Here is a 13,413-nt window from a genome sequence, read left to right on the forward strand (position 1 = left end):
GAAAAAAATCAGAAATGAATTCACCTGCGTTTTGGTTTAAACGGTTCCTGTATCAGGGCAATTTGTCGGACATGGTAAACCCTGGTCCAGTGCTGCGAATTGGATAGGAGCTTCTGCGCCAACCTGGAGATTCATCTGCTTTGCTGCGGTTGAATCTTTGAAATGTACATTGTGTCCTTCGTTATTTACGGCATAAATAACCATCTTCTTCAGTTCCTTTTCAGGATGATCATGGTCGTCTCCGAAATAGATACGCAGTCCGATAATGTCTTCCTGACAATCAAGGAGTTGCTGTAGTTTTTCTTTTCCGAAGAAGTAGGCCTGAATGAAGTCAGGATTGTTTGGTTCTTTCTGACGTTTTTTGTTGCAGTAGTTGTCCCTTAAACGTCTCGCTTCGTCATGGTGAATGAATCCACCTGCATCTGGTGTGAAGTTCGGTTTAGTAGTACTCATACGAATGCTGTTGTTTTAATTGGCGGTAAAATTATTATAAATAATCGCTTTTCAAAGCTGTGCCTGGTATCCCATTTTAGTGCCATACGGGGGTGGTAAATGAATTTATCTTGTTTTGGGTCAGGCCGTTATGTGTTAAAAAATGGATGCTTTTATATATAATCTAACGTATGGTTCCCTAAAAAATGCGTAGAACTACGTATTCTGAAAACAACGTATTCTAACGCTTGTTTAAAAAAAGATACTTCGTAATCTTTGCATTGTGGGGTATGGCTATCCTCACAATGCGAGCAAGCATCGGCAGGGCCTTTCTACCCAAAGTTTGTTCATTCCTAGTAGACATGCAGAGAAACACAACAAAATTTGAGGTTAACCGGGTTGGCCCCAATTTTTAAACTTACGACTATGTGTTACCTATTAATTGGAAACATTTCTGCATTGCTCTCAGTTGACTGTACTGAACCGTTGGTAAACGCCCGGATCAGGGTTTATTTGCCGGATGGGCATTTATCAAATCGTTACCCCAATAAAAATACTTTTAGTGGCCCCAGACAGTTAACCCCATCAGAGGTGTTGAATAAGCACGATCGGCTATTGGCTGAAGGAGCCCTGGATCATCACGGCAATTTCAATCTTAGCTGGGAGCAATTGCACTTATTCACGGAACCTTTAGAGTTGGACATCTGTTTACAGGGCATGCCCGAGGAGGCAGGCGAGCGGAAGGAGACACATTTCCATCTGAGCCGGCTGGTACCTCAATGGAAGCATTCCTTACAGCGGTATGTAGCGGCTTATGCTTATGTAATACCGGCTGAAAGCTGGGCACAGATCCGAGCCAGCTATGGTACATGGGTGATCGCCGGAATAGTTAGGCGTACCCACGATAATGAGGGACAATCACAATTACGGGTAGAAGCGTACAATGCAGGTAACCACCGTATGCTGGCTTATAGCAGCACAGACGATCGGGGGCGTTACCAGATCAGATTCAGTAGAAAGCAACTGTCCGGCAGGCAGTTGCTTGGCCCTGATGTTTATTTTAAAGTGTATAGAGATAAGCAGTTGCTTTGGGAAGAGCAGGCGGAAGTAGCAACATTGCCTGGGAGAAGAGCGGTGGATGCATGTAGTGTGATGAATATTACGATGCAGGGTGGGGTGGTGAAGAAGGCGATGAGTTGGTTGAATAAGTTGGTGGGCTAAAATAATTGCGGGAGTTATAAAACGCCTTTGGCGTTTTATAACTCCCGCCCGATTGCAATGTGGCACTGCTGAAAACAGTGCCACATTGCAATTAGAAGTTTGTATTTAAAATAGCCGTGGATCTTGTTGTATTTGCAAAATCCATAGGTACAATACCATACCTGCCAGCCGTATGCGTCGAAAAATAAGTGTCAATTTGTGGATTGATAGTGCCTGATACAGTAGTGATACTTGGAATACCGAAGATTAAAGGTTTGTAACCACTGGTATAATTAATATATAGGGTACTATTACTGGTCGTGCTGGATTCAGTAAATAATGCAGTCACATTACTCCACTTGGAAGCGTTGTCATTTACAATATAATTATCCTGGATTTTCAAATTGGCGTTACCGTTATTAATGGTAAAAGTAGTGTTATCCGCCCAACTTGTGGCATCGATGCCTTTGGGTGTGGTGGTTGCCGCAAAGCGACGGAGCAATACGATCCTGCCTCTCACTTCTCCTAAGTTAGGCACAGTAGCATTCAGAACGATGTTGCCATATTTCGAAACATAGGTATCAAAAGTCTGTTCGAAAGTACGGGTGTTGTTGCTTGCATCATATTCTTCCTTTACACTCATCACAATCACTTCTTTTGGATGATTGGTCAGGAAGGTCTTGCAGGCAGTCAGTACATCATCGAAGTTCAGGTTCTGATAGATGGCCCCGTGGTGAATGGCGAAGGCATTGTCAATATGCCTGCAGCGGATGTCGAGGTAGCGGATACCGGCTTCCAGCTGATCTGCAATAGAGAGATCCTGGCATTTGGCGGTACCAGATACTGGTTCTACGCGGGCACCGCTGTCGTGCGTACCGGGAATAGAGATGGCTGCAATATTGGTGTTGTCTGCTAACGCCGTCATCCAGCTATTGGATGCAACACTTACAGCTGCTACAGTGCTGGTAGCTGCTACGGTGTTATTTAAACGGGGGGCAGGAATGTCCTGTTTCGAACAGCTGAACAGGACGAGGGATAACAGCATGGTAGTAGGAACATGCAGGAGCGATGACGCTTTCATTTGGTTTGTGCGTTTAATTTCAGGCAATAGGAAATGTTAACGCATGCATTGTACAGCTATAGGTAGCGTGACAGTGTAAACGTGTAACAGGTTGTAGGTTTGAATTTTCAGGTGCAAAATAATAAGGTTATAGATAAGTTGGTAATGGGTGGGGCATCATTAACAAAAGGGTAATAATTGTAAAGGGGATGTTTTAATGAACCACTTATCATTTAATAAAAAAGAAAGGATTTTTCTTTTTTATTAAATCAAATGATTTGGTTTCAAAAAATATTTCTCAAAACTTATTTCTCAAAACCTTGGATGGAACCTTTGTAACGTATCTCTTAAATACTCTCTATCCAGATGCGTATAGATCTCCGTCGTAGTAATACTCTCATGTCCCAGCATTTCCTGCACTGCTCTTAAATCTGCCCCACCTTCTACCAGATGCGTAGCAAATGAATGTCTGAACGTATGAGGTGATACCTGTTTCTCAATACCCGCCATTACTGTCAACTCTTTTATCACTAAAAAGATCATCACACGGGTCAGTGCACTCCCTCTGCGATTTAAAAAAAGAATATCCTCCTGTCCGGGTTTACAGGGCATATGCACCCGCACTTCATCCTTATATATATTAATGTATTTAATGGCATCCCTTCCAATAGGGATCAATCTTTCCTTATCCCCTTTACCAATAACACGAATAAATCCCGCATCAAAGTGTAACTGTGATATTTGTAAACCCGTCACCTCGCTCACCCGCAACCCGCAGCTGTACATGGTTTCCAGTATAGCACGGTTACGTGCACCTTCAGGTGTACCTGTTTTGACCTGTGCAATAATGAGCTCTATTTCTTCAAAACTCAATACATCGGGGAGTTGTCGCTTTGTTTTTGGTGCTTCTAATAACTGTGTAGGATCCTGTTTGACGATGTCTTCTAATAAGAGGTATTTATAAAAGGCTTTGATGCCGGAGATGATACGTGCCTGTGAGGTAGCAGTCATACCGAGTGTAGCGATCCACTGTACACAGGATTGTAAGTGTGTGAGTTCAACCTGGTGGGGTGGGAGGGGGAGATTGGCAGACTGCAGGTATTGCACCAGTTTCTCTACATCACGAAGATAGGCTTCAATTGAGTTGCCGGAGAGGGAACGTTCGAGTTGTAAATAAGCCTTGAATCCTTTCAGATAGATATCCCACATAGGTGCAAGTTAAGAAAACGGTTTCGAAAGCGAGCATTCGCCAGCGGGCATAAAATTCATGGTTGAATGGATGTCTGTTTTCAATAAAGCATTCATGGAAAAAGGGAATTCATCAACAGTGATGAAACCATTTTCAACAAATGATAAAACCCATTTCCAATAAAAAAGCGCCCTGTAAATTTACAGGACGCTCTTTTGGAATATCTGAAATAGCTTAGAATTTCTCCAGGCCAGAGAAGAAGAAGTTACCTTCGATCTCAGCATTCTCGTCAGAATCAGAGCCGTGAACAGCATTACGACCGATTGACTCAGCATAAATTTTACGGATAGTACCTTCTTCAGCATTTGCTGGGTTGGTAGCACCGATCAGTTTGCGGAATTCTTCAACAGCGTTATCTTTTTCCAGGATAGCTGCTACGATATGACCACTGCTCATGAAATCAACCAGTTCACCATAGAAAGGTCTTTCTTTGTGTACTGCATAGAATTCACCTGCTTTCTGAGCAGACAGTCTGGTCATCTTCATCGCTACGATGCGGAAACCAGCTTCGTTGATCTTGTTCAGGATACCACCGATATGACCGTTTTCTACGGCATCCGGCTTGATCATTGTAAAGGTTCTGTTGTTAGCCATAATATATTGAGTAACTAATTAGCGGATTTTGCGCGCAAATGTAACCAGATTTTAGGCAATCAGAAAAAAAAAGCGCCTGATACTCCTCACCGACAGAAAAAAAGAGCGAATTCTACTGTTAAAACAGGTATTTAGCCTATATTTTCGATCTTCTATAGGGAATTTTAAATCCTGCGACCAAAAATTTTGAAATTCTGTGCTAAATAGAGAACTTCGCACTTCATTTTTCGGTAAAAACAGTTACATTATATTATTAATATAAAATGAAGAGGATCGAGGAAATTAAGCCTTTGCTGGAAACCCCTAAAAGAGTGGTCATAACAATGCATCAGAAACCGGATGCAGATGCAATGGGAAGTTCTCTGGCCTTGTACCATTATTTGAAGCAGAAAGGACACGACGTAACTGTTATTTCGCCTACCAATTTCCCGGATTTCTTAAATTGGATGCCGGGTTCACAGGAAGTGCTGGATTTCGAATCTTCGCAGGATAAAGCGATGAAGGCATTGGAGGGAGTAGAATTGTTGTTTTGTCTGGATTTCAATGCTTTGTACAGAACCAAGAACATGGAGCCTTATCTGGCGGCACTGCAATGTCAAAAGATTCTGATTGATCATCACCTGGAGCCTCAGCCTGTATTTGAATATGGGGTGAGCGACACCACAGCGGCTTCTACGGCATTATTAGTGTATGAGACAATACACAAAATGGGAGAAGAGCGTTATATTAACGATGCAATGGCACAATGTATCTATGCAGGTACCATGACTGACACAGGTTCTTTCCGTTTTGCCTCTACATCATCCCGTGTACACCGTATGGTGGCTGATTTGCTTGATCATGGTCTGAACCACGAGCTCATTCACCAGGCGATTTATGATAATTTCCTTGAAAACCGTCTCCGCTTTCTGGGCCATAGCCTGCTGAACCGGATGGAGGTTTATTATGAGTACAACACCGCCATGATCGCTATACCATATACTGATCTGAAGCGTTTTGACCTGCAGACGGGCGATACTGAAGGTGTGGTCAACTTCCTGCTCTCTATCCAGGGCATCAAGATGGCGGCGCTGATCATAGATCGTCATCAGGAGGTAAAGCTGTCGTTCCGTTCCAAAGGAGACTTTGACGTGAATACCTTTGCCCGTAAGTATTTTGACGGCGGCGGCCATTTCCATGCAGCAGGTGGTCATAGTTCAGACTCCCTCGAAAGGACCGTACAGCGTTTTGTAGACGCGATCGCCGAAAACGAAGAAGCATTACAATAAGTCATTCAATCCTACTAATACAGTCAAATGAAAAAGAACAATCAGTTGTTAGTTGCAGCATTAGGCCTGTTAATGGCCAGCTGCGGTGCCGGCGGTCAAAAAAAGACGCCCGGTGGCGTAGATTATATCGTTCATAAATCAGGTAGTGGTGCGCAGCTTAAAGTGGGTGACACTGTGCTGATGAACATATACCAGAAGCTGAATGATTCCCTTCTGGCTAAATCTGCTGATAGAAGCAATGGTGCGCCAGTTCCTGTACTGATCCAGAAGTCTCAGCAGAAATGGGACCTGATGGACGGTTTGGCTTCTCTGAAAGAAGGTGATAGCGCTACTTTTGCTATTCCTATAGATTCCCTGCCTCAGCCACGTCCTCCTTTTGCTAAGAAAGGTGACAAGCTGAACGTTACTTTCGTGGTAGTAAGCAAATATTCCTCTGCTAAACAACTGGCGGAAGATCAGAAACTGATCAAGGAATACACTGCTAAAAATAACCTGCAGGTTACTCCTACTGCTGAAGGTGTGTATGTAGCTACCCAGGTAGCTGGTGGTGGCGAACAGCCTCAGCCAGGTGATACCGTTGTGGTAAACTACACTGGTAAACTGCTGAATGGTAAAGTTTTCGATTCTTCTGTTGATTCTACAATCAACCCAGGTAGAAAACTGGAACCTATCCGTTTCCCAATTGGTAAAGGTTATGTAATTAAAGGTTGGGATGCTGGTATCGCTTCTCTGAAGAAAGGTACAAAAGCTATCCTGATCCTGCCTTCTGGTCTGGGTTATGGTTTACAGCCAACTCCGATGATCCCTTCTAACTCCGTACTGGTGTTTGATGTGGAACTGCTGGATATCAAGAAACCAACTGCTGCGCCAGCGGTTACTGCTGCACCAGCTAAGAAGAAATAGTAATTAGCTTCTTATAGAAAAAAGAAACCGTCTCATAAGTCAATTATGAGGCGGTTTTTTATTACAGCCTCATGCCGTTATCCTTAGGCCTGTGCTGATGTGTAGTTCAGCTTTTGTTTTACTTTCTTGTCCACCTCTTCCTTATCGTCCAGTGCGGCATTGCTCTAAAGCACAGAAAGATGAGAAATGATTTGCTATTTTTAAACTATATAACACTTTTGCCGCCAAAAGACGAAATTCCCGAATTGCCAGGCTCTGAATGAGATTACAGTTTTAGTGAGGAGAATGGAATAACCAAAGTCGATATTACCATTTTTAATGAATCGATTGAACGTATGGAAAAATTAACGGAAGGCTTCAGGATCGGATTCTCATTGATGTTGAAAAATCCGGACGATCTGTTCGCCGCTTCATCGCAGAATTAATTGAAACAAAATAAACCCAAAATAAAAATCATGAGAGCAATTAATCCCTGGATCAATTTCAATGGCAATGCCGAAGAAGCATTCACTTTTTACAAATCAGTTTTTGGTGGTGAGTTTACAAAAATTACCCGTTTTAAAGACTTATCAGGCCCCGGGTTGCAGGTAGCCGAAGAGGAGGCAAATAAAATAATGTACATCGGCTTGCCACTTGGCAAAAACAATGTGTTAGTAGCTAACGACGTTCCCGGATTTTTGGGGCCGGTAAGCGAAAATGAAAACCGGTCTAAAATATACGTGAATGCCGAAAGCCGGGAAGAAGCAGATAAAATATTTAACGGATTATCAGCAGGCGGAGAAGTGGAAGGGCCCATTGGCGACAGCCCATGGGGTACCTATGCCGGAATGTTCAGGGATAAATATGGTATTGAATGGATTGTAGAGTTTGACCCGGGTTATAACGGGTAGGGTTAACAATGTCCTTTCGGTGGCGCACGCGTGCCGCGTGTGTAAAAACGGTAACTCCCAAACAAAGAGGCTGCCCCTTTCGGAACAGCCTCTTTTCGCTGAAAATGGTTTTCATCTTCGTTGGTGAATTCCCTCTTTCATGAATGTTTTTCGCTGAAAATGTTTTTCATACCTATTGGTGAACTCCCTTATTCATGAATGTTTTTATTGAAAATGGTTTTCATCCCCATTATCCCGCATATCCATCTACCAGTACCTCATACAACTTACTCTTCAGATCTTCCAGCGACACATCCTGTACTAAGTTGCCATCTTCAGCATAAGAGATCGTTCCCCTTTCTTCTGATACCACAATAGCGAGGTTATCACTGTGTTCCGTAATCCCAACAGCAGAGCGATGTCTTAAACCTACCTGCATGGGAAGGTTCGGATTTTCTGACACCGGAAGAATCACCTTGGCCGCCAGGATCTTGTTTCCTACGATGATGAGCGCGCCATCATGCAACGGACTGCCTTTGCAGAAAATGCTTTCCAACAGTTTTGCATTGATATTACTATCGAGAGAGATGCTGGAAGCGGTATCAAATTTCACACGATAAGAGTTGGACAACACGATCAGGGCACCTGTAGAGGTGGCAGCCATGCGGCTGACAGCGGTTACTACTTCGTCGATGATGTTTTCTTCTTCTTTATAGCTTTTGAATTTATCAGGTAAGAAGAGCTTTGTAAAGAAGCTATCTTTGCTCAGCGGTGCTTTTTTACCTAATACCAGCAGGAACTTGCGGATTTCGGGTTGAAAGATGATGATAATAGCGATCAGACCGATATTGATAAAGTTCTGCAGGATCAGGGTGAGGATCGGCATGTGCAGGAGCTCCACCATGAAATAGGCGAAGTATACCATGAGCAGGCCAACGAATATATTGAATGCCAGACTGCCTTTGAGCAGGCGATAGAGCTGTATCACAAGGAAGATTACAATCGCCAGGTCAAGGACATTTAACCAGTTGTAACGGTATCCGTAAAATTGAAACAAGTCATCCATAGATTGTAAAAATAGTGAATATTAAATAGATATGGTTTAAATAGGAAATTCATTCCCTGGCATGAAGTGCTAAAACTGCATGTTTTTTAAAGTGGGTTTATTTCAGGCATTTTTAGGCAGAAACCTTTTAGCGGCTTTTAGAGACCTTTCATGTACTGATGTATCTTCACTGCTTCTACCGCAGCCTTCACATCATGTACCCTTAATATATGCGCGCCTGCCTGTAGGGAAAGTGTATTCAACACCGTTGTCCCGTTCAGCGCTTCCGCTGGTGTATTTTCCAGCAATTTATAAATCATCGATTTTCTGGAAATGCCAATCAATAAAGGACAATCCAATATATGAAAAGCATCTGTGTTTTTCAAAAGTGTATAATTATGTGCAATGGTTTTTCCAAAACCAAATCCCGGGTCAATGATCAGGTCTTTGATTCCTGCCTGTAAGCATTCCGCTTTCTTTTGTATAAAATAATCCAGTACTTCCCGTGTCACATCTTCATACTGTGGCTGGTGCTGCATGCTCGCGGGCGTTCCCTGCATATGCATAGCAATATATGGTGCTTTTGTAGCTGCCGCCACTGCGATCATATCCGGGTCCATATCTCCGGCACTGATATCATTGATAATCGCCGCTCCCGCAACCATACACTGTTCTGCTACCTTTGCATAGTAGGTGTCGATAGAGATAATGACGTCCGGAAACTGCGCTACCAGTGCCTCGATAGCCGGTATCAGCCTGTCAATTTCCGTTTCTTTTCCTACAGTCAATGATCCTGGCCGGGTACTTTGAGCCCCTATATCCAGTATTTTAGCGCCTTCTGCCAGGTACTGCGCTGCCTTTTCCAGTATTGCATCCAATTGTTTGGTGCGGCTGTCAGCAAAAAAAGAATCATCAGTGATATTGATGATCCCCATCACCACCGGGGTTGACAGATCCAGTAATTTGCCTTTACAGTTAATTGTACTCATAATTGCCATTCCTCCTTTCCGTTTATCCTGTTTGCGTATTATTGATTATTTTGCCTTGCAAATTTAGCTATAATGTGTTGATGTGCCGACAGGTAAACGGACACAATAAATTAAATTATCCATGAAATTTCTCCTTAACCTATTAAGAATCATTGTAGGGGTGTTGTTCATCTTCTCCGGTCTGATCAAAGCGAACGATCCGCTGGGCCTGAGTTACAAAATGGACGAATTTTTTGAAGTATTGCACCTGGGCTTTATGTCGCACTACTCGCTGGTATACTCAGTGGCCATGAATACATTTGAAATTGTGTGTGGCGTGGCGATACTACTGGGGTATAGAATGCGGCTGTTTTCGTGGCTCATATTGCTGCTCATAGCGTTCTTTACGTTTCTCACGGCGTATGCGCTGTTTAGCGGTACTGTGCGTGAGTGTGGCTGTTTTGGGGATTGTATCAAGTTGTCTCCGGCAGAAACTTTCTGGAAAGATGTGGCTTTGCTGGTGATGATCCTTGTCATCTTCCTGTATAGAAATAAGATCGGACCATTGTTCGGTACCAGGGCCAATGGGGCATTGATGCTGTTGTCACTGGTCTTTTCATTAGGTATTCAGTGGTATACGCTGGCGCATTTGCCAGTGGTGGATTGCCTGGGATATAAGGTGGGTAATAATATTCCTGAGAAGATGAAATTGCCGCCGGGTGCACATCCGGATGTATTTGAGACGGTGCTGATCTATAAAAAGGATGGTAAAGAAAAGGAGTTTACGACAGAGAATTTCCCATGGAACGACAGTACCTGGGTGTATGTAGACAGAAAGGACAAATTGATACAGGAAGGGGATGGTGAGCCACCGATCAAGGATTTCATACTCACAGATTTTGATGGGGGGAACCAGACGGAGGCGATTTTGTCTGAGACCATGCCGGTGTATTTGTTCCTGGTGAAGGATGTGAAGGAGGCAGGAAAAGGTTGGGATGAGAAAATACATGCGTTGCAACAGCAACAGGCGCAGGGTAAATGTTATATTTATGGAGTGACGGCTTCTACGAAGGATCAGGTGGATGGTTTTGTGAAGGCCCATGGGTTGCAGTTCCAGTTTTTGAATATGGATGGAACAGCGATCAAGACGGCTGGTAGGGCGAATCCTTGTTTGATCCTTTTGGAAAAAGGGACGATTAAGGGGAAGTGGCATTATCATGATATTCCATAAAAGAGTAGTTGCTCTTTCCTGAAAATGGATGTAAGCCTGCGGGATATTTGATATTGCCGGCGAAAGGGCCGGTTTACGGAATGTGGAGGTATCGCAATTTGCCATTTGCTATAGACAGATTATGCTGAGATTTCTCTTACGGAAAATAGCTTACGGAATACTGGTGCTACTCGGTGTAGTGGCACTGGTATTTTTTTTATTCAATGTGCTGCCGGGGGATCCTGCGAGATTGACCCTTGGCCAGAGGGCAGATGTGGCGTCGTTGGAGAATGTGCGGAAGGAGTTGCATCTGGATAAGCCGGTAGCGGTACAGTTTCTCTTGTACCTGAATGACTTATCGCCCATTTCGGTGCATGCACAGGAAGAGGCGGCTAATTTACACTATATAAGTCTCCTGCATTTAAGTGGGGATCGACTGCTGGTATTGAAGACCCCTTATTTAAGAAGATCCTACCAGGGAAAGAAAGATGTGTGGGAAATGCTTACAGAAGCGCTGCCAGGTACATTGGTTTTGTCCATAGCGGCCATCCTGTTTGCAACCATAGCGGGGATCGGGTTAGGTATTTTATCAGCCGTAAAAAAGGATACCTGGATGGATACGGGGGCAGTATTTGGCAGTGTGGTCGGGATATCGGCGCCGTCGTTTTTTATGGGGATAGTGCTGGCGTATATGTTTGGCTTTGTACTAAGTGATTATACGGGGCTGCATATGACGGGGAGTTTGTTTGATTATGACGCCTTTTCGGGGAGAACGCTGACATTAAAGAATTTGATTTTACCCGCTATTACATTGGGTATCCGGCCATTGGCGATCATTGTGCAGTTGACAAGGGGAGCGATGCTGGATGTATTGCACCAGGATTATATCCGTACGGCCTATGCCAAAGGCCTGCAGAAAAGGACGGTGATTTTCAGGCATGCTTTGCGGAATGCCCTGAACCCGGTGGTGACGGCAATTACGGGGTGGTTTGCAGAGTTGTTGGCCGGGGCGTTTTTTGTGGAATATATATTTGGATGGAAGGGGATCGGGAAAATGACGGTGGATGCGTTGGAGAAGTTTGATTTTCCTGTGCTGATGGGGGCGGTGTTGTTTACGGCGGGGATATTTGTGGTAATTAATCTATTGGCAGATGTGTTGTATAGCGCGATTGATCCGAGAATTAAATTATAAATTGTGTTGTAAATCAAGGCCCTAATGGGCCTTTTTTATTTTAATCTACTTTTTTAAAAAAAAGTGGGCATCTTTTGTAACAAACCCTTCCACGAGTCGTCTTCCTTATATAAACGCACTGGTATAACATATGTCTCTTGCAATATTTGAATCACAAGTCGTCCCGGTCAGGCAAAAGCTCTATCGCTTTGCTTACCACCTGCTGGGAAACGAAGAAGACGCAAGGGACATTACCCAGGATGCGATGGTGAAGGTCTGGCAACAGAAAGACCGCATGGCCGAGCTGCAGAACATGGAAGCATGGTGCATGCGAATAGTCAGAAACCTGGCTTTGGATAAGCTAAAATCCAAAAAGCACCGTAGAGCAGAAGAGCTGGACAAAGCTGTCGAAATAGCTGTCACACATCAGGACAATCCGCATGAAGCAGCTGTGAAGCAGGATGTCATGAACAGCGTCCATCGGATCATGCGGGCGTTGCCGGAAAAATACCGTACTATTATGCAGCTGCGTGATATAGACGGTCATACTTATCAGGAAATCGCTGATATTCTGGAACTCGACCTAAGTGACGTGAAAGTGAATTTACATCGTGCCCGCAAATCAGTACGTGAACAATTACAAAAACTGCAAGTGTATGGAGTATAATGAGATCAGAGGATTGCTAACCCGGTATTGGGAAGGAGAAACTTCGCTGGAAGAAGAGGACCTGTTGCGCAGTTTTTTTGCTGAGAATCGACAGGGATTGCCTGCGGATTTGCAGGAGGCAGCGCCGCTGTTCGGGTATTTTGCTGCGGAAGCAGGGAAGGAGGTGCCGGAAATGGGATGGGAGATATTGGAAGGAATGAAGGAGCCGGAGGTAGCCGGTGATATGGCGGAAGAAGTGAGGGAAGGGCTGGAGATAGCAGGTAAGATGCCGGAAGAAATGAGAGAGGAGCCGGAGGTAGCAAGCCAGATGCCGGAAGCCTTGAGGGAGGTGCCGGAGGTGAATGCTGAAGTTGTTGAGGAAAATACATCCCGGTCTACGGTAGTTGTTTCCATGCCTCGTCCTTACCAGCACTGGATGAAATATGCGGCGGTATTGCTTTTAGGAGTAGGATTGGTATATAGCGGCCGTCAGTTCAAAACAAAACAGGAGGAAGGTAGTAATCCTGATAGGATGGCGCAGGCCTTGAACCAGGCTGATACCTATGAAGATTCTAAAGAAGCATATGCTGCGACAAAGAAAGCGTTGGAGTTGTTGGCGAAGAACCTGAATAAGGGGACGGCACAGGCGAAGAAGATCGCTTATTTTAATGAGGCGACAGAGTATATAAAGGCGGATTAGGGGAAATAAATGAAGTAGTAGCTTATATCGACGCGGAAGAGCAAATGAGGTAGTCGCTATTTCAGATTGGAAGAAATAAATGGGGTAGTCACTATATC

Annotated in this window: 14 protein-coding genes; 8 read left to right on the plus strand and 6 right to left on the minus strand. The window is 44.1% G+C overall.

Annotated elements, in window-relative coordinates; all coding sequences use genetic code 11:
• Positions 1-36: 36 nt before the first annotated feature.
• The gene (locus BW716_RS27530; RefSeq protein WP_083729060.1) at positions 37-453 is read right to left on the minus strand and encodes a hypothetical protein; all 417 of its coding nucleotides are present in this window, start codon (positions 451-453) and stop codon (positions 37-39) included.
• 405 nt (positions 454-858) lie between these two features.
• Between BW716_RS27530 and BW716_RS27535 the strand changes: the two genes are divergently transcribed.
• Complete coding sequence (locus BW716_RS27535; RefSeq protein WP_083729062.1) at positions 859-1,653, plus strand: hypothetical protein; 795 nt, start codon at positions 859-861, stop codon at positions 1,651-1,653.
• Positions 1,654-1,744: 91 nt separating this feature from the next.
• Here BW716_RS27535 and BW716_RS27540 read toward each other — a convergent pair whose 3' ends face one another.
• From BW716_RS27540 to BW716_RS27550, 3 genes are all read right to left on the minus strand, one after another.
• Positions 1,745-2,713, minus strand: coding sequence for a phosphatidylinositol-specific phospholipase C (locus tag BW716_RS27540; protein ID WP_083729064.1), 969 nt, complete (start codon positions 2,711-2,713; stop codon positions 1,745-1,747).
• Positions 2,714-3,004: 291 nt separating this feature from the next.
• Positions 3,005-3,901 carry a site-specific tyrosine recombinase XerD gene (xerD, locus tag BW716_RS27545; protein ID WP_083729066.1) on the minus strand — a complete coding sequence of 299 codons (897 nt, stop codon included), beginning with the start codon at positions 3,899-3,901 and terminating at the stop codon, positions 3,005-3,007.
• A 214-nt stretch (positions 3,902-4,115) separates the two neighbouring features.
• On the minus strand, positions 4,116-4,535 hold the full coding sequence (locus BW716_RS27550) for a nucleoside-diphosphate kinase (protein ID WP_083729068.1): 420 nt from the start codon (positions 4,533-4,535) through the stop codon (positions 4,116-4,118).
• 263 nt (positions 4,536-4,798) lie between these two features.
• Between BW716_RS27550 and BW716_RS27555 the strand changes: the two genes are divergently transcribed.
• The 3 genes from BW716_RS27555 (at position 4,799) to BW716_RS27565 (ending at position 7,596) form a co-directional block, all read left to right on the plus strand.
• Positions 4,799-5,803 (plus strand): bifunctional oligoribonuclease/PAP phosphatase NrnA, encoded by a 1,005-nt coding sequence (locus tag BW716_RS27555; RefSeq protein WP_083729070.1) that lies wholly within the window; start codon positions 4,799-4,801, stop codon positions 5,801-5,803.
• Positions 5,804-5,830: 27 nt separating this feature from the next.
• The gene (locus BW716_RS27560) at positions 5,831-6,706 is read left to right on the plus strand and encodes an FKBP-type peptidyl-prolyl cis-trans isomerase (RefSeq protein WP_083729072.1); all 876 of its coding nucleotides are present in this window, start codon (positions 5,831-5,833) and stop codon (positions 6,704-6,706) included.
• Positions 6,707-7,161: 455 nt separating this feature from the next.
• Positions 7,162-7,596, plus strand: coding sequence for a VOC family protein (locus BW716_RS27565; protein WP_083729074.1), 435 nt, complete (start codon positions 7,162-7,164; stop codon positions 7,594-7,596).
• Between the two features lie 229 nt (positions 7,597-7,825).
• Here BW716_RS27565 and cdaA read toward each other — a convergent pair whose 3' ends face one another.
• Both cdaA and folP read right to left on the minus strand, forming a co-directional pair.
• Positions 7,826-8,641 (minus strand): diadenylate cyclase CdaA, encoded by an 816-nt coding sequence (gene cdaA / locus BW716_RS27570; RefSeq protein WP_083729076.1) that lies wholly within the window; start codon positions 8,639-8,641, stop codon positions 7,826-7,828.
• Between the two features lie 137 nt (positions 8,642-8,778).
• Entirely contained in the window at positions 8,779-9,609 is an 831-nt protein-coding gene (gene folP / locus BW716_RS27575) for a dihydropteroate synthase (RefSeq protein WP_083729120.1), read from the minus strand.
• A gap of 121 nt (positions 9,610-9,730) precedes the next feature.
• Between folP and BW716_RS27580 the strand changes: the two genes are divergently transcribed.
• The 4 genes from BW716_RS27580 to BW716_RS27595 all read left to right on the plus strand — a co-directional run bounded on the left by BW716_RS27580 (position 9,731) and on the right by BW716_RS27595 (position 13,315).
• The gene (locus tag BW716_RS27580) at positions 9,731-10,819 is read left to right on the plus strand and encodes a BT_3928 family protein (RefSeq protein WP_083729078.1); all 1,089 of its coding nucleotides are present in this window, start codon (positions 9,731-9,733) and stop codon (positions 10,817-10,819) included.
• Positions 10,820-10,940: 121 nt separating this feature from the next.
• Positions 10,941-11,990 carry an ABC transporter permease gene (locus tag BW716_RS27585; protein WP_083729080.1) on the plus strand — a complete coding sequence of 350 codons (1,050 nt, stop codon included), beginning with the start codon at positions 10,941-10,943 and terminating at the stop codon, positions 11,988-11,990.
• A gap of 130 nt (positions 11,991-12,120) precedes the next feature.
• On the plus strand, positions 12,121-12,636 hold the full coding sequence (locus BW716_RS27590; RefSeq protein ID WP_083729082.1) for an RNA polymerase sigma factor: 516 nt from the start codon (positions 12,121-12,123) through the stop codon (positions 12,634-12,636).
• Entirely contained in the window at positions 12,626-13,315 is a 690-nt protein-coding gene (locus BW716_RS27595) for a hypothetical protein (RefSeq protein WP_083729084.1), read from the plus strand. Before BW716_RS27590 ends, BW716_RS27595 begins: the two co-directional genes overlap by 11 nt.
• Positions 13,316-13,413 lie beyond the last annotated feature (98 nt).

Source organism: [Flexibacter] sp. ATCC 35208 (assembly GCF_001975825.1).
Lineage (GTDB): Bacteria > Bacteroidota > Bacteroidia > Chitinophagales > Chitinophagaceae > Chitinophaga.